25 protein-coding genes are annotated in these 22885 nt (G+C 66.9%); 5 read left to right on the top strand and 20 right to left on the bottom strand.

The annotated features are described in order from the left end of the window. Positions 1-2: 2 nt before the first annotated feature. The 3 genes from AC56LU_RS07315 to AC56LU_RS07325 all read right to left on the bottom strand — a co-directional run bounded on the left by AC56LU_RS07315 (position 3) and on the right by AC56LU_RS07325 (position 2964). Positions 3-1880 (bottom strand): amidohydrolase, encoded by a 1878-nt coding sequence (locus tag AC56LU_RS07315; RefSeq protein WP_497174927.1) that lies wholly within the window; start codon positions 1878-1880, stop codon positions 3-5. 60 nt (positions 1881-1940) lie between these two features. Next, complete coding sequence (locus AC56LU_RS07320; protein ID WP_497174928.1) at positions 1941-2633, bottom strand: hydrolase; 693 nt, start codon at positions 2631-2633, stop codon at positions 1941-1943. 70 nt (positions 2634-2703) lie between these two features. Further along, the gene (locus AC56LU_RS07325) at positions 2704-2964 is read right to left on the bottom strand and encodes a XapX domain-containing protein (RefSeq protein WP_497174929.1); all 261 of its coding nucleotides are present in this window, start codon (positions 2962-2964) and stop codon (positions 2704-2706) included. Between the two features lie 35 nt (positions 2965-2999). Between AC56LU_RS07325 and AC56LU_RS07330 the strand changes: the two genes are divergently transcribed. Beyond that, on the top strand, positions 3000-3200 hold the full coding sequence (locus tag AC56LU_RS07330) for a hypothetical protein (RefSeq protein ID WP_497174930.1): 201 nt from the start codon (positions 3000-3002) through the stop codon (positions 3198-3200). A gap of 112 nt (positions 3201-3312) precedes the next feature. Here AC56LU_RS07330 and AC56LU_RS07335 read toward each other — a convergent pair whose 3' ends face one another. From AC56LU_RS07335 to gpmA, 17 genes are all read right to left on the bottom strand, one after another. Then, positions 3313-4590, bottom strand: a complete 1278-nt coding sequence (locus AC56LU_RS07335; RefSeq protein ID WP_497174931.1) for a Xaa-Pro dipeptidase — start codon at positions 4588-4590, stop codon at positions 3313-3315. Positions 4591-4772: 182 nt separating this feature from the next. Next, positions 4773-5516 (bottom strand): hypothetical protein, encoded by a 744-nt coding sequence (locus AC56LU_RS07340; RefSeq protein ID WP_497174932.1) that lies wholly within the window; start codon positions 5514-5516, stop codon positions 4773-4775. Between the two features lie 21 nt (positions 5517-5537). Further along, positions 5538-6758: a type II secretion system inner membrane protein GspF gene (gene gspF / locus AC56LU_RS07345; RefSeq protein WP_497174933.1), complete on the bottom strand. Its 1221-nt coding sequence runs from the start codon at positions 6756-6758 to the stop codon at positions 5538-5540. 11 nt (positions 6759-6769) lie between these two features. Next, on the bottom strand, positions 6770-8203 hold the full coding sequence (gspE, locus tag AC56LU_RS07350; RefSeq protein ID WP_497174934.1) for a type II secretion system ATPase GspE: 1434 nt from the start codon (positions 8201-8203) through the stop codon (positions 6770-6772). A 6-nt stretch (positions 8204-8209) separates the two neighbouring features. After that, positions 8210-10597: a type II secretion system secretin GspD gene (gspD, locus tag AC56LU_RS07355; RefSeq protein ID WP_497174935.1), complete on the bottom strand. Its 2388-nt coding sequence runs from the start codon at positions 10595-10597 to the stop codon at positions 8210-8212. Continuing rightward, complete coding sequence (gspN, locus tag AC56LU_RS07360) at positions 10597-11370, bottom strand: type II secretion system protein N (protein ID WP_497174936.1); 774 nt, start codon at positions 11368-11370, stop codon at positions 10597-10599. Before gspN ends, gspD begins: the two co-directional genes overlap by 1 nt. Further along, positions 11367-11897: a type II secretion system protein M gene (locus AC56LU_RS07365; RefSeq protein WP_497174937.1), complete on the bottom strand. Its 531-nt coding sequence runs from the start codon at positions 11895-11897 to the stop codon at positions 11367-11369. Before AC56LU_RS07365 ends, gspN begins: the two co-directional genes overlap by 4 nt. Next, positions 11894-13150, bottom strand: a complete 1257-nt coding sequence (gene gspL / locus AC56LU_RS07370; RefSeq protein ID WP_497174938.1) for a type II secretion system protein GspL — start codon at positions 13148-13150, stop codon at positions 11894-11896. The genes AC56LU_RS07365 and gspL overlap by 4 nt, the downstream gene beginning before the upstream one ends. A gap of 16 nt (positions 13151-13166) precedes the next feature. Then, entirely contained in the window at positions 13167-14246 is a 1080-nt protein-coding gene (gspK, locus tag AC56LU_RS07375; RefSeq protein ID WP_497174939.1) for a type II secretion system minor pseudopilin GspK, read from the bottom strand. Further along, positions 14246-14869: a PulJ/GspJ family protein gene (locus AC56LU_RS07380; protein WP_497174940.1), complete on the bottom strand. Its 624-nt coding sequence runs from the start codon at positions 14867-14869 to the stop codon at positions 14246-14248. The genes gspK and AC56LU_RS07380 overlap by 1 nt, the downstream gene beginning before the upstream one ends. Next, positions 14866-15246: a type II secretion system minor pseudopilin GspI gene (gene gspI, locus AC56LU_RS07385; RefSeq protein ID WP_497174941.1), complete on the bottom strand. Its 381-nt coding sequence runs from the start codon at positions 15244-15246 to the stop codon at positions 14866-14868. Before gspI ends, AC56LU_RS07380 begins: the two co-directional genes overlap by 4 nt. Before the next feature lie 13 nt (positions 15247-15259). Beyond that, positions 15260-15748, bottom strand: a complete 489-nt coding sequence (gene gspH, locus AC56LU_RS07390) for a type II secretion system minor pseudopilin GspH (RefSeq protein ID WP_497174942.1) — start codon at positions 15746-15748, stop codon at positions 15260-15262. 9 nt (positions 15749-15757) lie between these two features. Next, positions 15758-16201: a type II secretion system major pseudopilin GspG gene (gene gspG / locus AC56LU_RS07395; RefSeq protein ID WP_497174943.1), complete on the bottom strand. Its 444-nt coding sequence runs from the start codon at positions 16199-16201 to the stop codon at positions 15758-15760. A gap of 136 nt (positions 16202-16337) precedes the next feature. Beyond that, on the bottom strand, positions 16338-17093 hold the full coding sequence (locus tag AC56LU_RS07400; RefSeq protein ID WP_497174944.1) for a HesA/MoeB/ThiF family protein: 756 nt from the start codon (positions 17091-17093) through the stop codon (positions 16338-16340). A 156-nt stretch (positions 17094-17249) separates the two neighbouring features. Continuing rightward, complete coding sequence (locus AC56LU_RS07405; RefSeq protein WP_497174945.1) at positions 17250-18737, bottom strand: S41 family peptidase; 1488 nt, start codon at positions 18735-18737, stop codon at positions 17250-17252. 30 nt (positions 18738-18767) lie between these two features. Continuing rightward, the gene (locus AC56LU_RS07410; RefSeq protein WP_497175133.1) at positions 18768-20210 is read right to left on the bottom strand and encodes a murein hydrolase activator EnvC family protein; all 1443 of its coding nucleotides are present in this window, start codon (positions 20208-20210) and stop codon (positions 18768-18770) included. Between the two features lie 8 nt (positions 20211-20218). Further along, positions 20219-20965: a 2,3-diphosphoglycerate-dependent phosphoglycerate mutase gene (gene gpmA, locus AC56LU_RS07415; RefSeq protein ID WP_497174946.1), complete on the bottom strand. Its 747-nt coding sequence runs from the start codon at positions 20963-20965 to the stop codon at positions 20219-20221. 87 nt (positions 20966-21052) lie between these two features. On the opposite strand from gpmA, the gene AC56LU_RS07420 reads away from it, so the two are divergent. The 4 genes from AC56LU_RS07420 (at position 21053) to AC56LU_RS07435 (ending at position 22875) form a co-directional block, all read left to right on the top strand. Next, positions 21053-21454 (top strand): rhodanese-like domain-containing protein, encoded by a 402-nt coding sequence (locus AC56LU_RS07420; protein ID WP_497174947.1) that lies wholly within the window; start codon positions 21053-21055, stop codon positions 21452-21454. A gap of 26 nt (positions 21455-21480) precedes the next feature. Then, entirely contained in the window at positions 21481-21744 is a 264-nt protein-coding gene (grxC, locus tag AC56LU_RS07425; protein ID WP_497174948.1) for a glutaredoxin 3, read from the top strand. A gap of 149 nt (positions 21745-21893) precedes the next feature. Further along, positions 21894-22352 carry a protein-export chaperone SecB gene (secB, locus tag AC56LU_RS07430; RefSeq protein WP_497174949.1) on the top strand — a complete coding sequence of 153 codons (459 nt, stop codon included), beginning with the start codon at positions 21894-21896 and terminating at the stop codon, positions 22350-22352. 76 nt (positions 22353-22428) lie between these two features. Then, on the top strand, positions 22429-22875 hold the full coding sequence (locus AC56LU_RS07435; protein WP_497174950.1) for an SH3 domain-containing protein: 447 nt from the start codon (positions 22429-22431) through the stop codon (positions 22873-22875). Positions 22876-22885 lie beyond the last annotated feature (10 nt).

Consider the following 22885-nt stretch of genomic DNA (forward strand, 5'->3'; position numbering starts at 1 on the left):
CCTCAGAACGCGAAGCAGCTGCAGCCGAAGGCACCCCAGAAGCCGCCGAAGTCCGATACGGGAACCGTCGACTTGCGGGCGCGGTCATGGCTGTGCGCGTGCACGCCACAGGGGCCGCTGCACTGGTGCGGCAAAGCCATGTGCGACTGCTGCGGTTGTGGAGCAGCCTTGCGCCAGTGGCCCGGCACCTTCGAGACCGGCGACCATTCCGGCAGCACCGGGATCGGCGCCGGTCCCAGGTCGCTGAACTCGGCGGCGCCGTAGACCACCTTGCCGCCGACCAAGGTCAGCACCGATTCGATGGCCTTGATGTCTTCCGCGTCCACCGTGAAGAAGTCATCGGACAGCGCCACCAGGTCGGCCAGCATGCCTTCCTTGATCCGGCCCTTGCGGCCCTGTTCGTTGGAGAACCAGGCACTGCCCGAGGTCCACAGCTCGAGCGCGACGGCGCGGTCGAGCAGGCCCTTGTCGCCGTACAGCGGCAGGCCGCCGACGGTGCGTCCGGTGACCAGCCAGTACAGCGCGGTCCACGGGTTGTAGCTGGCCACCCGGGTGGCGTCGGTGCCGGCGCCGACCGGCACGCCCATCTCCAGCATCTGTTTCACCGGCGGGGTGGCGCTCGCGGCTTGCGCGCCGTAGCGCTCGACGAAGTACTCGCCCTGGAAGGCCATGCGGTGCTGGATCGCGATGCCGCCGCCCAGCGCTTTCACGCGCTCGATGTTGGCCTGGCTGATGGTCTCGCAGTGGTCGAACATCCAGTACAGGCCGTTGAACGGAATCTCGCGGTCGATCTTCTCGAAGACATTGAGCATGCGCGTGATCGATTCGTCATAGGTCGCGTGCAGGCGGAACGGCCAGCGCTCGCTCACCAGGTGGCGCACCACTTTTTCCAGCTCGTCTTCCATGCCGTTCGCCAGCTCCGGGCGCGGCTCCAGGAAGTCTTCGAAGTCGGCCGCCGAGAACACCAGCATTTCGCCGGCACCGTTGTGGCGGTAGTAGTCGCTGCCCTGCCCCGGCGTCACCATGCCGGTCCAGCGCTGGAAGTCTTCCAGCTCCTGGCCCTTGTTCTGGGTGAACAGGTTGTAGGCGATGCGGATGGTGAGCTGTTCGGCGCGGTCGAGTTCTTCGATGACCGAATAATCCTCGGGGTAGTTCTGGAAGCCGCCGCCGGCGTCGATCGCGCTGGTGATGCCGAGGCGGTTCAGCTCGCGCATGAACTGGCGCGTCGAATTCACCTGCAGGTCGTAGGGCAGCTTCGGGCCCTTGGCCAGGGTGGCGTACAGGATCATCGCGTTGGGACGCGCGATCAGCATGCCGGTCGGATTGCCGCTGGCGTCGCGCTGGATCTCGCCACCCGGCGGGTTCGGCGTGTCCTTGGTGTAGCCGACGGCGCGCAGCGCGGCGCGGTTGAGAAGCGCGCGGTCGTACAGGTGCAGGATGAACACCGGGGTGTCGGGCGCGGCGGCGTTGATTTCTTCCAGCGTCGGCATGCGCTTCTCGGCGAACTGGAATTCGTTCCAGCCGCCGACCACGCGCACCCATTGCGGATTCGGGGTGCGCAGGGCCTGTTCCTTCAGCATGCGCAGTGCGTCGGCGAGCGAGGGTACGCCTTCCCAGCGCAGCTCGAGGTTGTAGTTGAGGCCACCGCGGATCAGGTGCAGGTGCGAGTCGTTCAGGCCCGGGATCACGGTGCGGCCGTTCAGGTCGATGACCTGGCTGCCCGCTTCGCGCAAGCGCATCACATGCTCGCGGTCGCCCACGGCCAGGAACTTGCCGTCCTGGATGGCGACCGCGCTGGCCTGCGGCTGCGCGCGGTCGAGGGTGGCGAACTTGCCGTTGACGAGGATGAGCGGGGCGCTCCGGGTGGACTGTGCTTGCATGATTCGACTCCTGATGGGTGGCATGACGGCCCGCCGTGGGGCGGACCGGTTGGCTTCGGTTTAGCGGACCGGCGCAGGGACCGGGGCCAGCACTTCGTTCTTGCCCTGGTTGCGCGCCGCTGCCTTGTGCACCATGGTGTAGGCGTAGTCGACACCCATGCCGTAGGCGCCCGAGTGCTCGGTGACGATCTTCATCACGGCCTCGTAGGTGTCGCGGTGCGCCCAGTCGCGCTGCCATTCCAGCAGCACCTGCTGCCAGGTCACCGGCACCACGCCGGCCTGCACCATGCGCTGCATGGCGAAGTCGTGCGCTTCCTTGGTGGTGCCGCCCGAGGCGTCGGCCACCATGTAGATCTCGTACTCCCCCTCCAGCATGGCGCACAGGGCGAAGGTGGTGTTGCAGACTTCGGTCCACAGGCCGGCGACGATGACCTTCTTCTTGCCGTTCCTGGCCAGTGCGTCGCGCACTTTCTGGTCGTCCCACGAGTTCATCGAGGTGCGCTCGAGGATCGGGTGGTCCGGGAACACGTCCAGGATTTCCGGGTAGGTCTTGCCGGAGAAGGAATCGGTCTCGACGGTGGTGATGATGGTCGGGATATCGAAGGCCTTGGCCGCCTTGGCCAGGCCGACCACGTTGTTCTTCAGGGTCTGGCGGTCGATCGACTGCACGCCGAAGGCCATCTGCGGCTGGTGGTCGATGATGATCAGCTGCGAGTTTTGCGGGGTCAGGACTTCGAGTTTGGCGTTGCTCATGATGTTCTCCTTCAGGGTATCGGTTAAGGGTAATAGCTACAGGGACAACTTGAATCAATCGAAAGTCGTATCAGCCTGGACGGGATTCGTCGGCGGCTTCGGTGCCGGCGCTCGGGACGCCGGTGATGCGGGGCTTGCATTCGCTGGCGAACCAGGCTTTGGTAATTGGTGCGCCATCGATCATGCGCTTGGCGACCGGCACCACCTGTTCTCCGATCAGCATGCCCAGCAGCCCGACCAGGGCAATCGCGGGTGGCGCCGGCGAGCGGACATTGATCAAGCCGTAGACCACGCCGGCCAGGATGCCGGCGCCAAGGGAAACGAGGTACATGTCGTGCTCCTTTCTTTAATCCATCGAACACGTCGATGCTTCAGGAACCGCGCCTTGCCGTTCTCATCCACTCTTATGCTCGCTGCGATGAAGGCATTATGCGTGTACAGGACGCTAATGAAAAACGGATTATTTACAGCTATATCATCGAAATTTTCGACTATGTTTTTGTGGACGCGCCGGGTAGCGGCGTCGCTGCGAAGGGCGCAAAACCGGGTAGGCATGCGCCTGCCTGAACATGCTGCGACAGCTCTGTGTCGACGGCAAGTAAAGAAACGTTAATGCCAAAAGAATCGGGGCGCCGAAGCGCCCCGATCCATCGTCGAATCAGCCGTCCGTACTGCCGGGCTAGTTGCGCTTGACCACCGCGCCGCCCTGGATCACCACGGCCGGCGCTTCCAGCAATTGCACGTTGACCAGCGGGTCGCCCTGCACCGCCACCATGTCGGCGAAGCGGCCTGCCTCGACGATGCCGACATCGTTCCGGCCCAGCGCCTCGGCCGCGTTCAGGGTGGCGGCCTGGATCGCCTGCAGCGGCGTCATGCCGTACTTGACCATGACCGCGAACTGCCTGGCGTTGCCGCCGTGCGGGTGGACGCCGGCGTCGGTGCCGAAGACCATTTTTACGCCGGCCGCATGCGCCTTCCTGAAATTCTGGCGCTGGATCTCGGTCACTTCGCGGTCCTTGCGCAGGTTGTCTTCCAGCACGCCATTCTTCTTGCCCTCGAGCGCCGTGTAGTCGCCGTTGTAGATGTCCATCGACAGCCAGGTGCCATGCTTCTTCGCAAGCTGGATGCCCTCGTCGTCGATCAGGCTGGCATGCTCGATGGTGGTGATGCCGGCGCGGATCGCATCCTTGATGCCGGCCGCGCCGTGCGCATGGGCCGCCACCTTCAGTCCCCACTGGCCGGCTTCTTCCACCGCGGCGCGCAGTTCGGCGTAGTTCATCTGCTGCTGGCCGGGCTCGGTATTGCGCGAGAACACGCCGCCGGTGGCGCACACCTTGATCACCTGGGCGCCGTACTTGCGCAGGGCGCGCACCGACTTGCGCACTTCCTCGGGACCGTCGGCGTTGTACGGGTTCTTCTGCGCCATCGAGGGCGGGAAGTAGGTACTGTCGCAGTGGCCGCCGGTCGCGCCGAAGGACCAGCCGGCAGGAATAATGCGCGGGCCGCGCACCTTGCCGGCGGCGATGGCCTGGCCCAGGCCGACGTCGTTCCAGTCCGAGGCGCCGACGTTACGGATGGTGGTGAAGCCGGCGTCCAGGGTCTTGCCGGCATGGGCGACGGCGAGCGCCGACCAGAACCGGTCGTTGTATTCGAGGTAGCTGTAGCCGCCGTAGGTGGGGTCCGAATCGAGGTGGACGTGCATGTCGATCAGGCCGGGGACCAGCGTCATGCCCGGCAGCGCGATGCGGGTGCCGCCCTGCCCCACTGCAGCGGCGCCAGGCGCGGCGGCTGCCGGCTTGACGCTGACGATGCGGCCGTCACGCACCAGGATCTCGGGGTTCAGGATCATGCTGCCGGTGCGCACGTCCAGCAGGCGGTCGGCGGTGACGGTGACATCGGCGGCCTGGGCCGCGGACCAGCCGAGGGCGGCCAGGCAGGCCAGGGCGATCCGGGACACCAGACCATGGGAACGAAGTACAGGGGGACGATTCAAGCGCTACCTCCGGCATTGTGCATTTATCAGGATGCAACTTTATACCGGGATATGTTGTGCCCGTCCAGATGCGAGCGATACGGATTTACCTGGCAAAATTGGGTACCGGCCTTCGCCGGAGACGCCGCATCGAAGCGGCGTTTGTCTTACTGCGTCTCGTTCTGCTGCCAGGCCGGGTTGTTGTTTACCGGCCGGGGCGGTGGCGGCATCTGCACCTGGTTCGGCGGTGGAGCCTGCCCCTGCTCCGGCTGCCCCTGCTGGGGGCTCATGGTCGGGTCGGGCGGCGGCGATGCATCCTGCACCGGGATCGCGTTTTCCGGCGTGGTCGGGATACCGGCCGGCGCACCGCCCGGCGGCGGTACCGACTGCATGGTCGGCGGCACCGCCACGGCGCCCGGTGCGGTCTGGGGTTCGACGCCCGGCGCCGGCGCGGCGGCCACCGGCTGCGGCCCGGCCACCGGCGGTGCGGCCATGCCGCCCATCTGGTTCGATGTGCCCGTGTCGGGCGCCAGGTCGACGCGCTTCATCACCCCGCCTTCGGACAGCATCACGTAGCGCGGGTGCACTTCGGCCACCGTCACGCCCGGGACGATCTCGCGGCCGATCCGCACTGCTTTCGGCGGCGAACCGTCGGCGACCAGGATCACGGCGCTGTCGCGGCCGGCCGAGACGACGCCGGTCAGCTGGTAATTGGAAATCGCCACCGCCGTCGGCTGGCCGCCGAACAGGTAGGCGGCCGCCTCCGGGTTCGGCTCGACCTGGGCCACGGCGGGCGCCGGTGCCAGCGGGCGCTGCGCGGGCTTGTACAGCTGCAAGAACCAGTAGGCGATCGACGCCGCCAGCAGGATCAGCGCGAGCAGGGTGAAAAGGAGAGGCAGACGCTTGTTCATTGATGTCCTTGCTTGTTTTTTTTATTGCACCAACTGGTTGATTTCGATAATGGGCATCAATACCGCCAGCACGATCAGCAGCACCACCAGGCCCATGGCCAGGATCAGCACCGGTTCGAGCAGGCCGGCGATGGTGAGCGTGCGGCGCTCGAGGTCGGCCTGCTGCGAATTGGCCGCGCGCTCGAGCATGCTGGGCAGTTCGCCGGTGATCTCGCCGGCGCGGATCATGTGCACCAGCATCGGCGGGAACAGTTTTTGCGCCGACAGCGCGCGCGCGAGGCTCACGCCTTCGCGCACGCTGCCGGTGGCCTGGTCGACCAGTTCCGCCATTGCCACGTTCGACAGGGTATCGCGGCTGGTCTCGAGTGCGCGCAGGATCGGTACGCCGGAACCGGTGGTGATCGCCAGCGTGCTGGCGAAACGCGCCGTGTTCAGGCTGCGCTCGAACTTGCCGTACACCGGCGCGGTGAGCAGCCAGGTGTGCCAGCGGCGCTTCAAATCCGGGTTGCGCAGCGCGCGCCGCCACAGCCAGAACGCGCCGACCAGCAGGATGCCGACGTAGATGCCGTAGTCGCGCACGAAGTCGGACACCGCCAGCATCGCCACCGTCAGGAAGGGCAGCTTCTGCTTGGTGTTGGCGAACACCGAGACGATCTGCGGCACCACGTAGGTCAGCAGGAAGATGACGATGGCAAAGGCGACCACGGTGACGATCGCCGGGTAGGTGAACGCCAGGCGCACCTTCTGCACCAGCGCGTTGCGGCGCTCGATGTAGTCTGCCAGGCGCGACAGCACGCGCGCGAGCTGGCCGATCTGCTCGCCCGAGGACACCAGGGCGCGGTAGATCTCGGCGAAGTCGCGCGGGTGGCGCGACAGCGCGCTCGAGAAGGCCGAGCCGCCGATGACCTCGGAGCGGATCGAGGCGATCAGGTCGCGCACGTAGGGCCGTTCGGCCTGTTCGAGCAGCGCGGTGAAGGCCTGCTCGAGCGGCAGCCCGGCTTCGAGCAGGCTGGCCAGCTGGCGCGTGAACAGCGCCAGCTCGACCTGCGACAGGCGCTCGCCGAAGCCGCGCGAACGCGCCGCGCCGGAGGCGTCGAGCTGGTCCGCGATGTGCTCGACGGAGAGCGGCGTCAGGCCCTGGGTGCGCAGGTCGGCGCGCGCCGCGCGCGGGCTGTCGGCGTTGACCACGCCCTTCTTGGTCGCGCCGCCGGCGTCGACGGCTTCGTAGCGGAATGCTGGCACTGGTGAGACCTCTAATCCTTGGTCACGCGCACCAGCTCGGCGCGCGTGGTGGTGCCATCAAGCAGCCAGCGCTCGCCGTCCTCGCGCATCATCTTCATGCCGGACTTCTGGGCGGCGGCGCGGATGTCGGCTTCCGACGCCTGGTTGTGGATCTGGGCGCGGATCTGCTCGGTGGTCTCGAGCAGCTCGTACACGCCGACCCGGCCGTGGTAGCCGGTGTGGCCGCAGCGCTCGCAGCCCACCGCGTGCCAGCCGACGTTGCCATCCCTTGCGTCGCTGACCTTGCAGTGCACGCACAGCTTGCGCACCAGGCGCTGCGCCATCACACCCAGCAAAGACGATGAAAGCAGGAACGGCTCGATACCCATGTCCAGCAAACGGGTCACGGCCGAGGCCGCGTCGTTGGTGTGCAGGGTGGCCAGCACCAGGTGGCCGGTAAGCGAGGCCTGCACCGCGATCTGCGCGGTTTCCAGGTCGCGGATCTCGCCGATCATGATCACGTCCGGGTCCTGGCGCAGGATGGCGCGCAGGGCCTTGGCGAAGCTCATGTCGATGCGGGCGTTGACCTGGGTCTGGCCGACGCCGTTGAGGTCGTATTCGATCGGGTCTTCCACCGTCATGATGTTGGTGGTGGCCGCGTTCAGGCGCGACAGCGCGGCGTACAGCGTGGTCGTTTTGCCGGAGCCGGTAGGGCCGGTGACGAGCACGATGCCGTGCGGCTGGTTGATGAGCCGGTCGAACTGCGGCAGCATGTCGGGCGCCATGCCCAGGTGGCTCAGGTCGAGGCGGCCGGCTTCCTTGTCGAGCAGACGCAGCACCGCGCGCTCGCCGTGGCCGGTCGGCAGGGTCGAGACGCGCACGTCGACCGGTTTGCCGCCGATGCGCAGCGTGATGCGGCCGTCTTGCGGCAGGCGCTTCTCGGCGATGTCGAGCTGCGACATGATCTTGATACGCGAAATCAGGGACGCGTGGATGGCCTTCTTGGGGCGCACGATGTCGCGCAGCGCGCCGTCGACGCGGAAGCGCACGACCGAGGTCTGCTCGAACGGTTCGATGTGGATGTCGGACGCCCCTTCGCGCAGCGACTGGGTGAGCAGCGCGTTGATCATGCGGATCACCGGCGCGTCGTCGGAGGATTCCAGCAGGTCTTCGATGGCGGGCACGTCCTGCAGCAAGCGGGTCAGGTCGAGGTCGGAATCGAACTCGTCGACGACCTGCGAGGCGTCGCCGCCGGAGCCGGCATAGGCCTTGGCGATGGCGTCGTCGAGCTCGCCGCGCTCGAGGCGGCGCAGGGTGATGCGGCCGAAGCGGCGCGAGACTTCCGCGATCGCGCTCGGCGCCGTGGCGCCGGACACCAGCACCTCGACGGCCTGGCCCGGTTCGTCCCCGCCGCGCGCCAGCACGCCATGGTCTCGGGCGAAGGCGAAAGGCAACAAATTGGTCATGTCAGCTTATCTCTGGTTCGGTGGCGTCACCGGGCGGAACTGTGACTGCGGCTGCGGCAGCTGCTGGGCCGGCTGCGCCGGCTGGCGCTGCCGGCTATCCCGGATCTGCTCTTGCGTCGGCTGGCCGGAAGCGGCGCCCGGGGCGCTGCCCGCGGCCGGGGTCGTTTGCGCCGGCGCGGTTGCCATGGTGCCCCCGATCGGCGGCTGGCCGTTGACCAGCGGCGGCAGCAGCGGCGCGCCGAGGTCGCGGATCAGCATCGAGTCGTCGCGTACCTGGCCGGCGGCGCCGACGGCCCGCATGTAGTCATAGCGGTCCATGGCCAGCGAATTCGAGGCTTCCTTGCTGCGCACCACGACCGGGCGCAGGAACACCATCAGGTTGGTCTTGACCCGGGTGCGGTTGCGGTACTTGAACAGGTTGCCCAGTACCGGGATGTCGCCCAGGCCGCGTACTTTCTCTTCGCCGTTGCCCTCGGTGTCCTCGATCAGGCCGCCGAGCACGATGACCTGGCCGTCGTCGGCCAGCACATTGCTTTCGATGGCGCGCACATTGGTGGTCAAGCCCGAAGCCGCATTGCGGGTGGATGGATCGACGCTCGAATTTTCGTGGTAGATCGCCATCTTGATGGTGCCGCCTTCCGAGATCTGCGGACGCACTTTCAGCAGCAGGCCGACGTCGCGGCGGTCGACGGTCTGGAACGGATTGCCGCCGCCGGTGCTGGCGGTGGTCGTGTACGAACCCGTGATGATGGGAACGTTCTGGCCGACCTTGATCGTCGCCAGCTCGTTGTCCAGCGTGATCATGTTCGGTGTGGACAAGATGTTGGCGTTGCCGTCGTTTTCAAGGGCGCGCGCCACCGCGCCCAGGCCCAGCTCGCCGCCCACCTGGCGGAACAGGCCGAAGGTCAGGCCGCCCGGCAAGACCGGCGTGGTGGTGCCGGACAGGCCGTTGCGTGCAGCCGCGGCCAGGTTGACGATGCTGCTGCCCAGGGCCCCGCCGCTGAAGTTCTGGACGCCGCCCACGCGGTACTTGTCGTCCGAGTCGCCCGAGGCGCCGATCCATTGCACGCCGAATTCGGAGGCCTTGTTGGACGTGACTTCGACCACCAGCGCCTCGATGTACACCTGGGCGCGGCGCACGTCGAGCTGGTCGATGACGCTGCGCAGGTTGCGGTAGACCGCGTCCGGCGCGGTGATGATCAGGCTGTTGGTCGAGGCATCGGCCTGGATGAAGCCCGAGCCCTGGCCGCCGCCGGCGCCGCCCGCGGTGAGCTGGCTCTGCTGGCCGTAGGTGTTGCCGGTGCCGGCCATGCCGGTGCTGCTCTGCTGGCCTTGCTGGCCGCCGAGCCCGCCCTGGCCGCCGGTGCCGGTGGTGCTGCCGGCCTGGATCGAGCCGCCCGAGGTGCCCTGCTGCTGCACCGGCACCGCGGACGCATCTTGCGACACCACGGCGCGCAGGGTCTGGGCCACGCGGCTGGCGTCGGCATTCTTCAGGTAAACGACGTGGATATTGCCCTGCGACGAGGTCTGTTGGTCGAGGCGCGCGACCAGCGACTTGGCCAGGTTGGCCCGTGCCTGCGACGGCGCGCGCACCACGACCGAGTTGGTGCGCGGGTCGGCCAGCACGGTGACCCGGCCCGAGTCGCCGCCCGCGCTCGGCTCCATCAGGCGGGTGACCAGGGTGGCGATGTCGCTGGCGATCGCATTGCGGATCGGGATCACGTCGAGCTCGGCCGCCACCGGCGCATCGAGCGCGGCGATGATGCGGGCCAGTCGGCGCAGGTTGTCGGCGTAGTCGGTGATGACCAGGGTGTTGTTGCCCGGGTTCGCCATGATGGAATTGTTCGGCGAAATCAACGGGCGCAGCACGGCGGTAAGGTTCGCCGCCGATTCGTAGGAGAGATAAAACACCTGGGTGGCGATCTGGTCGCCGGTCGCCTTGCTGGCGCGCACGCCGCCGACCTGGGTCGGCGAGGACTGGGCCTTGGCTTCGGCTTCCGGCACCACCTTGGCGTAGCCGTCGCCGCTGGTGACCACGGCATAGCCCTGCAGGCGCAGGGTCGAGGTGAGCAGGCCGAAGGCCTGGGTCTTGGTCAGCGATTTTTCCGACACCAGGGTAATGGTGCCCTTGACGCGCGGATCGATGATGAAGGTCATGCCGGTGTAGTGGCCGATCGCCTTGATCACCGATTCGATGTCGGCATTGACGAAGCTCAGCGCGGCGGCGTTCGCACTCTCCTGGGCCAGGGCCGGCGCCGGGACGAAAGTGGCCGCGGTGGTCGCGGCGAAGCAGCACAGCATGGCGCCGGCGGCCACGCGGCGCAGGGCCGGCAGGCGAAGCCTGCTGCGGGCGGTGATGTGAAGTCCGGAGGTGGTGCGCATGTTATTGGTCATTATCTGAACTCGAGTGCGATTATGTTTTTGCCGTTCACCATACGGCGCTGGCCCAGCAGGTTGAGCATATTGCCCAGCGTTTGTTCATAGCCTTCGGCGGCGGAGGCCTGGCCGGAAAAGCGCAGCCGGCCATTTTGCAGCATACCCGAGCCTGTCAGTACGAGCGCACCGCGTACGGTGCGCAGGTTCAGGTCGGCCTGGTTGCCGCGCCAATCAAATGCCATTTCGTAACTTCCGAGGGGCCGGATGGGCGACATGCGCGAACCCATGTCGGTCATGGTTAATACTGTCCTGCCCTGCACCGCCACCGTATTGGGCTGGCGCAGCAAGTCGAGCGTATTCCAGACCAGACGGATGGTGCCGGACGGGGCCAGCGTATTGAGCGGCGCCCCCAGCCCGGCCAGGCCCTCGGCCGGCAGCAACAGTTCGCCGCTGCTCACCTGCCACTGCGACCAGCTGCCATCGATGCGGACCGGGCGCGCCAGCGCCTTCGGGTTTTCCAGTTCCATATGGACCTGGCCCAGCATCACCAGCGGCGACAGGCGCCATGCGAAGCGTCCCGGCAACAGTGGCGTGACGGCGCCACCCTCCCCCGGCGCCCCGCCCACAAAGGCTGAGCCGTTCCAGAGCGTACCCTGCGCATCCCCGAGAGTCAAACGGCCGCCGGTCTGCTGTTCGACCATTGGCCCCAGCCAGGAAGCGGGCAGGAAGGCCAGCACCGTGACGAGCACGGCCAGCACGACCGGCACCAGCCACAACAGCAGGCGCCTCATTGGGCCTGGGCGCTGGCCTGGCGCAGCGTGAGGCTCGCGTCGACCTGTCCCACCGCGGGGAGTGCGGTGAAGCTGGCGTCCTGCACCTGCACCCGGTTTTCGCGGCGCTGGGCATCCAGCCAGGCCACCAGGTTGGCGAAGGATACGCCGTTGAACTGGAGCTTGGCGTATTCGCCGGTCATGGTGACCGAGCCCGCCTTGAGGCCGCGCTGGGCCATGCTGGCGTTCAGGGCCTCCGCGCTCATGGGCGGCACCTGCGGCGCCGGATTGGCGGCCAGGGTCTGGGCTTCGGCGGCCAGGGTCTGCAACTGGGCGGCCTGCTGGCGCAGCGCCGGCAGCGATTGGCGCAGGCTGTCGCGCCCTTCGATGGCCGGCGCCAGCAGCAGCGCATAGACCAGCGATACCAGGGCCACGGCGCCGCCGACCGTCAGGAACTTGCGCTCCTGGTCGGTGCGCGACAGCCACCAGGCGAGCGCGCGCTCGCGAATTGCGCCGACCCGTGCACGGATGCTTGCGACTGCGTTCATGGTGCTGCTCCCGGGGTGACTGATTGCGTGGCCGATTGCGTGGGCGCCTGCGCCAGGCCGGCACTGCGGATGATCCAGGTGGCGGGTGCGCTTTCTTCCATGCGCATGTTGCGCGCCTCGAGGCTGGCGCGCAGCTGGACGGTCGTGGCAGGGTCGACGGTTTCGGGTTTGATTTTCACGGTGAGGGCGCGATCCCGGAACTCCATCGATGCAATGCCGGGCGGGCGCCCGAGGCCACGGACTGCTTCGCCGAGCTGGCCGGCGATCCAGCCGAATTCCTCCGGGCTGACCTGGCCACTGGCGGCCTTGGCGCGCACGATGTTCTGGCGCATCTGGGCGACCGGGTCGATGACCGGCTGGCCCGGGTAGGCGCTGCGGAAGATCTGCGTCATTTCCTGGCGCACCGCGTCGGCTTCGCGTTTCAGGCGCAGCCATTCGATGTTGACGCCGATGATGTTGACCACGATCGCGGCCAGCGCAAGGCGGATTGGCCAGCGCCAGCGGCTCCAGTCGCGCTGGGCGACGCCGGCGGTGCCGAGGCCCGGCACCAGGTCCAGCGTGCTGCTCTTCGACCCGGCGATCCAGTGCTCCCAGGAGTCGCTCTCCAGCGTGATGCCGGGGCCGGCTTCCGCCAGCAGGGCCTGGTATTCGCCGAGCTGGGCGTGCGGCACGTACAGGTTGAGGGGCGCGTCGCCCGCCAGCGCGCGTGCGGTCTGCAGCACCAGCGTCGGGTTGCCGTCCAGGGCCAGGCCGAGGCCGTCGTACTGGCCCTGGCGCAGCAGCAGTTCGTTGTTGCCGACGGCGGCGCTGACGCTGCCCGGCTGGAGTGGCAGGCACAGCTGCGAAGGCACGGCGCTGACCACCCGCGCGCCCATGCCGAGCAGGGCCTGCACCAGCGGCTCGAGCCAGTCGCGCTGCACCACGCCGACCGGGCGGCGGCCGTCCGGCAAGGCGGGGCCGGCCACCAGCACGCAGTCGAGCGGGTCGCCCAGGATATGTTCTTCGACCAGGGCCGGCAGGGCCGCGCGCAGGCGCGCGCCGGTGAGCGGCGGCGCCTGGACCGGCAGCAAGGTGACGTCGGCGCCGGCCAGCAGCACTACCACGCGGCGGCTGGCAGCGACCACGTCGCCCAGGTTGCCGAGCAAGCCTTCGCCCTGCTGCGCGATGGCGCCACCGTCGGCGACCACCGCGAAGCGGCACAGCGCGCCCTCGCCTTCTGCGCGGGCCGGGTGCCGGATATAAAGAGTAGTCAAACTGTCTCGCTTTCTTCTAGTTCTGGCGGGTCCAGATCACGCGGGTTCCGCCGCCGACGACGACCGCCTGAGTACGCTCGATCAGCGATTCCGCGTTCAGCGCCGCACGGTCGAGCCTGATACGGCTCTGTACAATAAACCAACGGCTCTTGATGTCCCAGGTTTCGGGCAATTCCTGGACACCTCCTCCTTGCGCCACCTGGCTTGAAAAATCCGCCGGCGTGCGCCAGGCGGCCGTCTTGCGGCGCGCCACCAGGCTGTTGGCCTGGGACAGCGACATCCCCGGCACAATCGCCGCCAGCAGCTCGGCCGGCACGGTATTCACATTCAGCTTCGTCACCTCGGCGCCGTAAGGCAGCACGATCAGGAAGGGGCGCAGCTGCGCCATCACTTCCGGCGTGACGCCCTGCACCGCCAGCAAATCGTCCACCTGCAGCACCGGGATCGGCACGCCGTTAACGGGCGGCACCGGCGGCAGCGTCGGTGGCAGTCCACCCTGGCCACCCTGGCCACCTTGGCCACCCTGGTCGCCCTGTCCACCCTGGTCGCCCTGTCCCTGCTGTCCCTGCGGATCCACCGGCACGCCGACCTGCTGCCCTTGCGCAACGAAATCCGCGATCCGGTTCGCCAGGCGCGCATCGAGGCGCAGGTTGTCCAGCAGCCGGCCGAAGATCCTGACCTGCTCCTCGTCCTTGACGCGATCCCTTGCCAGGTTGACCAGATTGTAACGCGCCGTGGCGTCAACAATGTTACCGGACAGTGTCGCATCAAACGTTTCGCCCTCGACCCGCTCACGTTCGATGTACTGGTCGAGCCGGGTCTCGGCCAGCGGCGTGGCCCAGACCTGGTCGAGCGAGGTGTACATCGAGGTGTAGGCGTCCTGGCGCAGCACCAGGCTGGCCCAGTCGAGGGCGCCGCGCAGGATCCATTTGGTCTGGAGCTGCAGGCGCTGGTTTTCCATCGAACGCACCTGGACCTGCTGCTGCCAGAACAGGCTGGCGACGATCGAGATCGCGAGCGTGGTCAGCAGCAGGGCGGTGACCACGGCGACGCCGCGCTGGCGGACACCGGTGCGGGGAAGCTGCGGCCTGCGCATCAGGTGCCTCCCAGCAGGAAGAACTTGATCATCGGTACTGGGCGGCCCTGGACCACCAGGCCGACCTGCAGCCCGCCCGGATCCTCGACCTGGGCGCCGTCGGCGATGGGCGCCGGCTCGGCACGCCAGACATTGCCCTGCCAGGCCATGATGGTCATCCCCACCAGGCCGGTCTGCAGCGCCACCGGCTGCGCCGATTCGGACGGGGCGTCGCTGGCGGCCGCCTGCCACAGCGCCTCGAGCTGGGCCAGGTCGCGCGTGCCGCGCGATTCGCGCCGGATCAGGGTGCCGTTCACCACGCGGTAGGTCACCACGGCCAGCTGCGAGGGCTCGTTCTCGTTGTAGATCTTGCGCACCAGCATGAAGCGGCCGTCGTCCCATTGCAGGTTGGGACGGCGGCCCAGGATCTCGCGCCCGGCCAGGTGCTCGCAGTCGCTCTGCATCTGGGCAAAGGCCAGCTGCATGCCGCGCGTGGTTTCCATTTCATGCGTGAGGGCGATACGGGCGCGCACGATGCCGTCCAGCCCGCGCCAGCCGAGCACGGCGAGGATGGCAAGGATGCTGATCGCCACCAGCAGCTCGACCAGGGTGAAGCCGCGGCGTTTGTGTATACCGGTTGTCATGTCCGCGCGGGCCTCAACACGAGCTGGACCAGTTTGACGATGCGGCGCGTCGGACGTTCGGCGTCGAACACCGACACTTCGATCCGGCGCAACTGGGGGTTCGGGCTGGTCAGCACTTGCTCTTCGCAGATCAGGTTCATCTCGCCTTGCGGGCAGGGAAAATTACGCTTGCCGACTTCGGGGAACTCCTTGCCGAGGCGGATCTGCACCAGGCGGTTCTCGGCCGACCAGGTGGCCATCATGGAGGCGCGCAAGCCGTCGCTGTTGGCGGTCAGGCTGCCGACGGCGCGCAGGCCGGCGCCGAGCGCGGTGCCGACGATGACGAGGGCGACCAGCACTTCGAGCAGGGTGAATCCGGCAGCCCGGGGCGCGCGCATGTTCATTCCCCGCTCATTCGACAGTAAAGTGGCCGATACCGTCGGCACGGATCGCGATCGCATTGCCGCCGGTGGCGAGGGTGAGCACAAAGGGCTTGTCGACCGGCTCGCGCCCGAAGGTGATGCGCACGGTGCTGGGGTCGCTGCCCATGGTCGGTTCCAGCTGCAGCTGCAGCGGAGCGCCGCGGAATGTGCGTTCGCGCAGCAAGTCGTCGCGCGTGACCGGCTCCCAGCCGGTATCGGTGCGCACCACGAAGCGGTAGCGCTCGCCGTTGGCCTCGAATGCGACCTGGCGGTTGCGCACGATGGCTTCGTCGCGCGCCAGCTGCAGCAGCAGGGCCAGGCGCTGGGCCTCCTGCTGCAGGTTCTGGCGCGGCGAGGGGATGGCGTTGAGCGAAGCGAGTCCCAGCGTGATGCCGATGATGACCATCACGACAAGCAGCTCCACCAGGGTGAAGCCGGCGCCGGCAGTGTTGCCGGGTGGGGCGCTCCGGGCCCGCATCGGGTTACCTTATTCCCAGGAACCGACGTCGGCATCCTCACCGGTGCCGCCGGGCTGGCCATCGGCGCCCAGCGAGAAGATGTCCACTTCGCCATGGATGCCTGGCGACAGGTACTGGTAAGCATTGCCCCATGGGTCTTTCGGCAGCTTTTCCATGTAGCCGCCGTCTTTCCAGCCGCTCGCCGACGGACCCGCGGTCGGCTTGGCGACCAGGGCCTGCAGGCCCTGCTCGGTGCTCGGATAGCGCTGGTTGTCGAGCTTGTAAAGCTTGAGCGCCTGCGACATGGTGGCGATATCGGTCTTGGCGGCGGTCACGCGCGCTTCACCGGTGCGGCCCAGCAGTTTCGGCACGACAAGGGCACCGAGGATACCGATGATGACCACGACAACCATGATCTCGACCAGGGTGAAACCGGCTGCGCGGCGCTGCTTACGTTGCGAATCAATGTGCATGGATGCTCTTTGCAAGAAGGTCGGTGTGGGCTGACAGTATAAGCCACCATGGGGGCACGGGCTACCGCGTGCACCGGAGAAATTGTAAACCGGTGGGCCGGTTTAATTCTGTCTTAAAGCGGTCTTGTTTTTGTAGTCATTTCTCACGGGCCGCGCAGACCGGGCAGGCTGGATTGCGCGCGACCTTGAGCGCGGTCCACTCCATGGCGCGGCCGTCAAGCAGGAGCAGGCGCCCGGCCAGCGGCTCGCCGATGCCCGCCACCAGCTTCAGGGCTTCAGCCGCCTGCATGGCGCCCACCACGCCGACCAGCGGCGCGAACACACCCATGGTGCTGCAGGCCACGTCTTCGAAGTTGCTGTCTTCGGGGAACAGGCAGGCGTAGCAGGGAGCTTCAGCTCGGCGCGTATCGAACACCGAGAGCTGGCCGTCGAAGCGGATCACGGCGCCGGACACCAGCGGCTTGCCTTCCGCGACACAGGCGCGGTTGACCGCGTGGCGGGTGGCGAAATTGTCGCTGCAATCGAGTACGACCGTCGCCGCGCGGACGAGTTCCCGCAGGCGCTCGCCGCCGGCGCGCTCGCGCAATGCGCTCACCTCGATCTCGGGATTGATGGCCAACAGGGCGGCGCGGCCGGAGTCGACCTTGGGCTGGCCGATGCGCGCGCTGGTGTGCATGACCTGGCGCTGCAGGTTGGTCAGGTCGACCTCGTCGTCGTCGACCAGGGTGATGCGGCCGATGCCGCTCGATGCCAGGTAGAGCGCGGCGGGAGAGCCGAGGCCGCCCGCACCGATGAGCAGGGCGTGGGCATCGAGCAGGCGCTGCTGGCCGTCGATGCCGATCTCGTCCAGCAGGATGTGACGGGAGTAGCGCAGGAGTTGGGTGTCGTTCATGGGCGCCGAATGAGAGCCGGGGAACCGTAGCGTGGGCGGGGTAATTTCGGGCAGTGCCCGGAATTACAAACGCCCACGCGGTAATAGTTAGGGCACGAACAGCCGGACGGGCGGCATGACCGTGATTTGAACGCGTGGGCAGGAAACCTGCCCACCCTACTTTTGGGGCGCCTTGATCTCCGGCGGCTTGGTCTCCGTCCCCGGCAAGGTCTTCGGCGCCGCCGGCTTGTCCGCTTCGAGCTCGGCCCTGGCCAGTTGCACCGGCTGCCCCTTGAAGTGATTGATCGCCTGCGCCAGCTGGAAGTCGTCCTTGCTGCCGTAGTCGAGCGGCTTGCGGTCTTTCAGCTGCGCTGCGGCGCGCTGTTGCGCTTCGATGGCTTCTTTCCGGCTTTTGGCGGTCGCGGTCTCGGTTTTCGCGCCCTCGCCTTCGCTGGCCAGGTGGCGCTGCAGGTCGGCCTCGCGCACGCGCAGCACGGCCAGCGCGTCACCCTCGGCGGTTTCATCGACCCGCATGTCGGGCACGATGCCGGTGGCCTGGATCGGGCGGCCCTTCGGGGTGTAGTAGCGCGCCGTGGTCAGCTTGACCGCGGTGTCGGCCGACAGCTGGCGCAGGGTCTGCACCGAGCCCTTGCCGAAGGTCTGGCTGCCCATGACGATGGCGCGCTTGTAGTCCTGCAGTGCGCCGGCGACGATTTCGGAAGCCGAGGCCGAGCCGCCATTGACCAGCACCACCATCGGCACGGTTTTCAGCCCGGCCGGCAGGCCGGCCAGCGGGTCGGGGCCGCGCTGCGAATAGAATTCGCGGCGGCCGTAGAACTGCTGGTTCGAATCCGGCAGCTGGCCCTTGGTCGAGACGATCAGTTGTTCCGGCTGCGGCAGGAAGGCCGCCGACACGCCGACGGCGCCCGGCAGCAGGCCGCCCGGGTCGTTGCGCAGGTCGAGCACCAGGCCCTTGATCTCCGGATTCTCGGCGTAGAGAAGCTTGGCCTTCTTGGCCAGTTCCTCGACGGTGTTTTCCTGGAACTGGCTCACGCGCAGCCAGGCATAGCCCGGCTCGATCATTTTCGCCTTGACGCTGGCGACCACGATTTCCTGGCGCGGCACCGTCACCACCCAGGGCCGGTCTTCGCCACGGCGCGCGATGGTGAGCGTCACCTTGCTGCCGGCCTTGCCGCGCATGCGCTTGATCGCTTCGTCGAGCGACATGTTGCGCACGGGGACATTGTCGATGCGGGTGATCAGGTCGCCGGACTTGATGCCGGCCTTGTGCGCGGGCGTATCCTCGATGGGGGCGACGATCTTGACATAGCCGTCTTCGCTGGCCACTTCGATGCCGACGCCGACGAACTTGCCCTGCACCGCCTCCTTCATTTCCCTGAAGGCTTTCTGGTCGAGGTAGCTGGAATGCGGGTCGAGCGAGGCGACCATGCCGCCGATGGCTTCGGACAGGAGCTTCTTGTCCTCGACCGGCTCGACGTAGTCGGTCTTGATCAGGCCATAGACGTCGGCCAGCTGGCGCAGTTCGTCGAGCGGCAGCGGCGCGCCGCCGACTTCTTTCTGCGCGTGGGCCGAGAACTGGAAGGAGGCAGCCACGCCGGCCACCATGCCCAGTCCGATCAACCCGACATTCTTTGCTTTGCCCATCGCTTTTCCACCCCGCTTAACCAACCATGTCTAGAATTTGATCCAGCTTGCAGGATCGAAGGCCTTGCCGCGATGCCTGAGCTCAAAGTATAGCCCCGATTCCTCGCTGCCGCCGGTATTGCCCGCGCTCGCGATCACGTCGCCCGCGCGCACCATGTCGCCGGGACGCTTCAGCACCGCCGAAGCGAAGCCGTAGGTCGACAGGTATTCGCCGCCGTGGTCGATGATGACCATGTTGCCCCAGCCGCGCATCCAGTCGACGTGCACCACCCGTCCCGGTCCGACGGCGCGCACTTCGGTGCCTTCCGGTGCGGTGAAGAACATGCCTTTCCAGGTCAGGCTTTCGGTGCGGCGCACGCCGAACCGGGCGCGGATCGTGCCGCTGATCGGCGGGCTCAAGCGTCCCTTGAGGGCGGCAAAGGCGCCGGCCGGCGCCGGCGGCGCCAGCGGCACCTCCTGCTCCACCGCGCTTGGTCGGGTTTCAGCCGATTTATCGGCGGGCTTCTGTTCCGCCACTTTAGGTGGCGGCGGTGCCTCCGGCTCCGGTTTGGGCGCAGGCTTGCCGCTCTGGCGCGCAATGCGCTCGCGCTCGGCCTTCTCGGCGGCGGCCCTGGCGCGGGCCAGGGCGCGCTCTTTCGCTTCCGCTTCGGCCTTGGCTTTCGCCGCGGCCAGGGCGGCCTGGCGGCGGCGCTCGGCCTCGGCCTGCTCGCGGATCAGGCGCGACAGGCGGTCGACCAGCTCGGTCATGCGCTGTTCGTCGCGCTGCAGGCGGTCGGCCTGCTTGCGCTGGTCGGTCAGGCGCGTGGACAGGTTCTGCAGCAGCGCAGTGCGCTTGGCCTTTTCGTTTTCCAGCGTTGCTTTTTGTTCCTGCTGCTCGTCGGCGATTTCCTGCAGCTCCAGCTGGGCGTTCTCGACCTTGTCGCGGTTGGCCTCGACCTCCGCCAGGTTGGCGCGCAGCGAGTTCAGCAGTTTCGCCTGTGCCTGCGACACGTAGGCCATCATCTGCAGGTCGCGGTTGATGCGGTTCGGATTGTCTCCGGACAGCAGCAGCTTGATGCGGTCTTCGTTGCCAGCCACATAGTGTTCGCGCAGCAGTTGCGACAATTGTTTCTTTTGATTAACAATTGTTTGCTGCAGCCGCTCGCCCTCGGTCGACAGCTCGTGCAAGCGGGTGCTGGTGCTGTCCTGTTCCTCGGCCAGGTCGCGCAGCGCGCGATTGGCGTCGGAAATGGCGGCTTCGGACGCCGCCAGCTCGTCGGCGGCGTCGGCGCGCGCGTCCTCGGTGCGGGCGATGTCGCGCTTGATCGCTTCCAGCTTTTGCTTGATACCGGTGCGCTGCTTCTCCGCAGTCGTTTTCTGGCGGCTGCGTTCGGTCTGGCGCTGGGCGTGGGCGGAATCGGGCAGCGCGAGGCACAGCAGCGCGAAGGCGAGCGCACCGAGGAGCGCGCCGCCGGAAGACTTCGTGAATGGCAAACGCAAGCTTACTTCGCCTTCCCTTGGTTGGCCACGGCCGCCATGGCGGCGGCGATCGCATCCTGGTCACCCAGGTAGTAATGCCTGATCGGCTTCAGGTTTTCGTCCAGCTCATACACCAGCGGCTGGCCGTTCGGGATGTTGAGGCCGACGATGTCGCTGTCGCTGATGTTGTCGAGCATCTTGATGATGGCGCGCAGGCTGTTGCCGTGGGCCGAAATCAGGATCTTCTTGCCGGCGCGGATGGCCGGGGCGATTTCCTCGTCCCAGGCCGGCATCACGCGGGCGACGGTGTCCTTCAGGCATTCGGTCAGCGGGATTTGTTCTTTCGACAGACCGGCGTAGCGCGGGTCATTGAAGGAGGTGCGGTCGTCGCCCTCTTCCAGTGCCGGCGGCGGGGTGTCGTAGCTGCGGCGCCAGACCAGCACCTGTTCGTCGCCGAATTTGGCGGCGGTCTCGCCCTTGTCCAGGCCCTGCAGGGCGCCATAGTGGCGCTCGTTCAGGCGCCAGTCGTTCTTGACCGGCAGGTACATCATGTCCATCTCGTCCATGGCCAGCCACAGGGTGCGGATCGCACGCTTGAGCACCGAGGTATAGGTCAGGTCGAAGGTGAAACCGGCTTCCTTGAGCACGCGGCCGGCGCTCTTCGCCTCCTTGATGCCCTTCTCGGTCAGGTCGACGTCGGTCCAGCCGGTGAAGCGGTTTTCGAGGTTCCAGGTGGATTCGCCGTGGCGCATGAATACGATTTTGTACATAAGCTCTTCTCAAGAAAAAATGCGATTGAAATCCGGTCCGGCATCTATTTTATAATGCGCCGATTCAGTTCAACCAACGGAACCCTTGTGAAATTCATTCTCGATAATATCTTCATCGTAGCGATCGCTGTGATTTCGGGCGGCGCCCTGCTCTGGCCGGCCCTGGCTCCGCGCGGCAAGCGCGCCACCCCGCTGCAGGCCACGCAGATGATCAACCGCGGCAAGAGCCTCGTGCTCGACGTGCGGACGGCCGAGGAATTCGGCGCCGGTCACCTGCGCGACGCGAAACACATCCCGCTGGCAGACTTGGGCAACCGGATCGGCGAGCTGGAGAAGTCGAAGAACCGCACCGTGATCGTCGTCTGCCAGAACGGCGCGCGCGCCGACAAGGCGGTGCGCCAGCTCCAGGCGGCCGGCTTCGAGGATGCGCATGCGCTCGAAGGCGGCCAGACGGCCTGGGTCGCGGCCGGCTTGCCGGTGACTAAGTAACATACAAGCAATCAGGAGGAAGCACCATGACCGCACACGTCGTTCTGTACCACACCGCCAGCTGCCCATACTGCGTTCGCGCCGAGCGCCTGCTCGAAGCCAAGGGCGTGACCGACATCGAACGTATCCGCATCGACCTCGATCCGGAGCAGCGCCAGATCATGATGCAGCGCACCGGCCGCCGCACCGTGCCCCAGATCTACGTGGGCGACACCCACGTCGGCGGCTTCGACGACCTGTACGCGCTCGAGCAGGCTGGCCGCCTCGATCCGTTGCTGGCCGGACAGTAAGTACATACTCAGCCCCGTTTGACGGACTTTGGCTACCCTGCCCGTGGGGGTATTGATTCAGAATTGATTTTGATACAATTACCCTCGCGTTTGACCAAAGTACCGGGACGGCGCGTCCGTCCACCATCATTTAAAAACGAAAGCGTTCCATGTCCGACGAAAACCTGCAACCAGTATTCCAAATCCAACGCGTCTACCTGAAAGACATGTCGCTGGAACAACCGAATTCCCCGGCGATCTTCCTCGAGCAGGAAGCACCGACCATCGAAGTGTCGCTGGACGTCGGCGCCGAGTCGATCACCGAAGGCATCTACGAGTCGACCGTGACCATCACCGTCACCGCCAAGCTGAAAGACAAGGTCGCTTTCCTGGTCGAAGGCAAGCAGGCAGGTATCTTCGAAGCCCGCAACATCCCGGCTGACCAGATGGATCCGCTGCTGGGCATCGGCTGCCCGAACATCGTCTACCCGTACCTGCGCGCCAACATCGCTGACGTGATCAGCCGTGCCGGCTTCCCGCCGGTGCACCTGGCCGAGATCAACTTCGAAGCCTTCTACCAGCAGCGTCAGCAGGCAATGTCGCAGGCTGCTGCAGCGCCGGCACAATAAGTCGTTCCCATTCACGGGTGCCGCAACGCGGCGCCCGTGCCTCCGGCGCCCCGGTCACTCCGTCCTTCGGCCCGCCATGATTCGATCCCGTCTCCTTGCAAGCGTGCTCCTGCTGGCAGCACCGGCTGCGTTCGCCTTCGCCTTCGACTTCAAGAGCGTCGGCGCGGCCCCGGTGATCCTGTACGACACGCCGACACTCAAGGGCGCCCGGATGTACGTGGCGCCACGCGGCATGCCGCTGCAGGTGGTGTCGAGCTACGGCGACTGGGTCAAGGTGCGCGACGCCAATGGCGAGCTGGCCTGGACCGAGGCCAAAGGCCTGAGCCCGCGCCGCAACCTGGTGGTGCGGTCGCCCGGCGCCAAGGTGTTTGCCGGCCCGGACGAAACCAGCCAGGTCTTGATGACGGCCGACAAGGGCGTCGTGCTCGAACTGGTCGACCCGACCGCGATTACCTGGATCCGTGTGCGCCACCGCGACGGCATCGACGGCTACATGCGGTCGACCGACGTCTGGGGCCTGTAATTCGTGGCAA

Source organism: Telluria sp. PB2R4 (assembly GCF_059685695.1).

What these genes read in the sequence shown, in the direction of transcription:
- AC56LU_RS07400 (WP_497174944.1), bottom strand. Translation starts at nt 17,093, where the DNA reads ATGAACGACACCCAACTCCTGCGCTACTCCCGTCACATCCTGCTGGAC.
- AC56LU_RS07365 (WP_497174937.1), bottom strand. Translation starts at nt 11,897, where the DNA reads ATGAACGCAGTCGCAAGCATCCGTGCACGGGTCGGCGCAATTCGCGAG.
- AC56LU_RS07405 (WP_497174945.1), bottom strand. Translation starts at nt 18,737, where the DNA reads ATGGGCAAAGCAAAGAATGTCGGGTTGATCGGACTGGGCATGGTGGCC.
- gspD (WP_497174935.1), bottom strand. Translation starts at nt 10,597, where the DNA reads ATGACCAATAACATGCGCACCACCTCCGGACTTCACATCACCGCCCGC.
- grxC (WP_497174948.1), top strand. Translation starts at nt 21,481, where the DNA reads ATGACCGCACACGTCGTTCTGTACCACACCGCCAGCTGCCCATACTGC.
- AC56LU_RS07380 (WP_497174940.1), bottom strand. Translation starts at nt 14,869, where the DNA reads ATGACAACCGGTATACACAAACGCCGCGGCTTCACCCTGGTCGAGCTG.
- secB (WP_497174949.1), top strand. Translation starts at nt 21,894, where the DNA reads ATGTCCGACGAAAACCTGCAACCAGTATTCCAAATCCAACGCGTCTAC.
- AC56LU_RS07315 (WP_497174927.1), bottom strand. Translation starts at nt 1,880, where the DNA reads ATGCAAGCACAGTCCACCCGGAGCGCCCCGCTCATCCTCGTCAACGGC.
- AC56LU_RS07325 (WP_497174929.1), bottom strand. Translation starts at nt 2,964, where the DNA reads ATGTACCTCGTTTCCCTTGGCGCCGGCATCCTGGCCGGCGTGGTCTAC.
- gspN (WP_497174936.1), bottom strand. Translation starts at nt 11,370, where the DNA reads ATGAGGCGCCTGCTGTTGTGGCTGGTGCCGGTCGTGCTGGCCGTGCTC.
- AC56LU_RS07340 (WP_497174932.1), bottom strand. Translation starts at nt 5,516, where the DNA reads ATGAACAAGCGTCTGCCTCTCCTTTTCACCCTGCTCGCGCTGATCCTG.
- gspG (WP_497174943.1), bottom strand. Translation starts at nt 16,201, where the DNA reads ATGCACATTGATTCGCAACGTAAGCAGCGCCGCGCAGCCGGTTTCACC.
- AC56LU_RS07320 (WP_497174928.1), bottom strand. Translation starts at nt 2,633, where the DNA reads ATGAGCAACGCCAAACTCGAAGTCCTGACCCCGCAAAACTCGCAGCTG.
- gspH (WP_497174942.1), bottom strand. Translation starts at nt 15,748, where the DNA reads ATGCGGGCCCGGAGCGCCCCACCCGGCAACACTGCCGGCGCCGGCTTC.
- gspI (WP_497174941.1), bottom strand. Translation starts at nt 15,246, where the DNA reads ATGCGCGCGCCCCGGGCTGCCGGATTCACCCTGCTCGAAGTGCTGGTC.
- gpmA (WP_497174946.1), bottom strand. Translation starts at nt 20,965, where the DNA reads ATGTACAAAATCGTATTCATGCGCCACGGCGAATCCACCTGGAACCTC.
- gspE (WP_497174934.1), bottom strand. Translation starts at nt 8,203, where the DNA reads ATGACCAATTTGTTGCCTTTCGCCTTCGCCCGAGACCATGGCGTGCTG.
- AC56LU_RS07435 (WP_497174950.1), top strand. Translation starts at nt 22,429, where the DNA reads ATGATTCGATCCCGTCTCCTTGCAAGCGTGCTCCTGCTGGCAGCACCG.
- gspK (WP_497174939.1), bottom strand. Translation starts at nt 14,246, where the DNA reads ATGCGCAGGCCGCAGCTTCCCCGCACCGGTGTCCGCCAGCGCGGCGTC.
- AC56LU_RS07330 (WP_497174930.1), top strand. Translation starts at nt 3,000, where the DNA reads ATGCTTCAGGAACCGCGCCTTGCCGTTCTCATCCACTCTTATGCTCGC.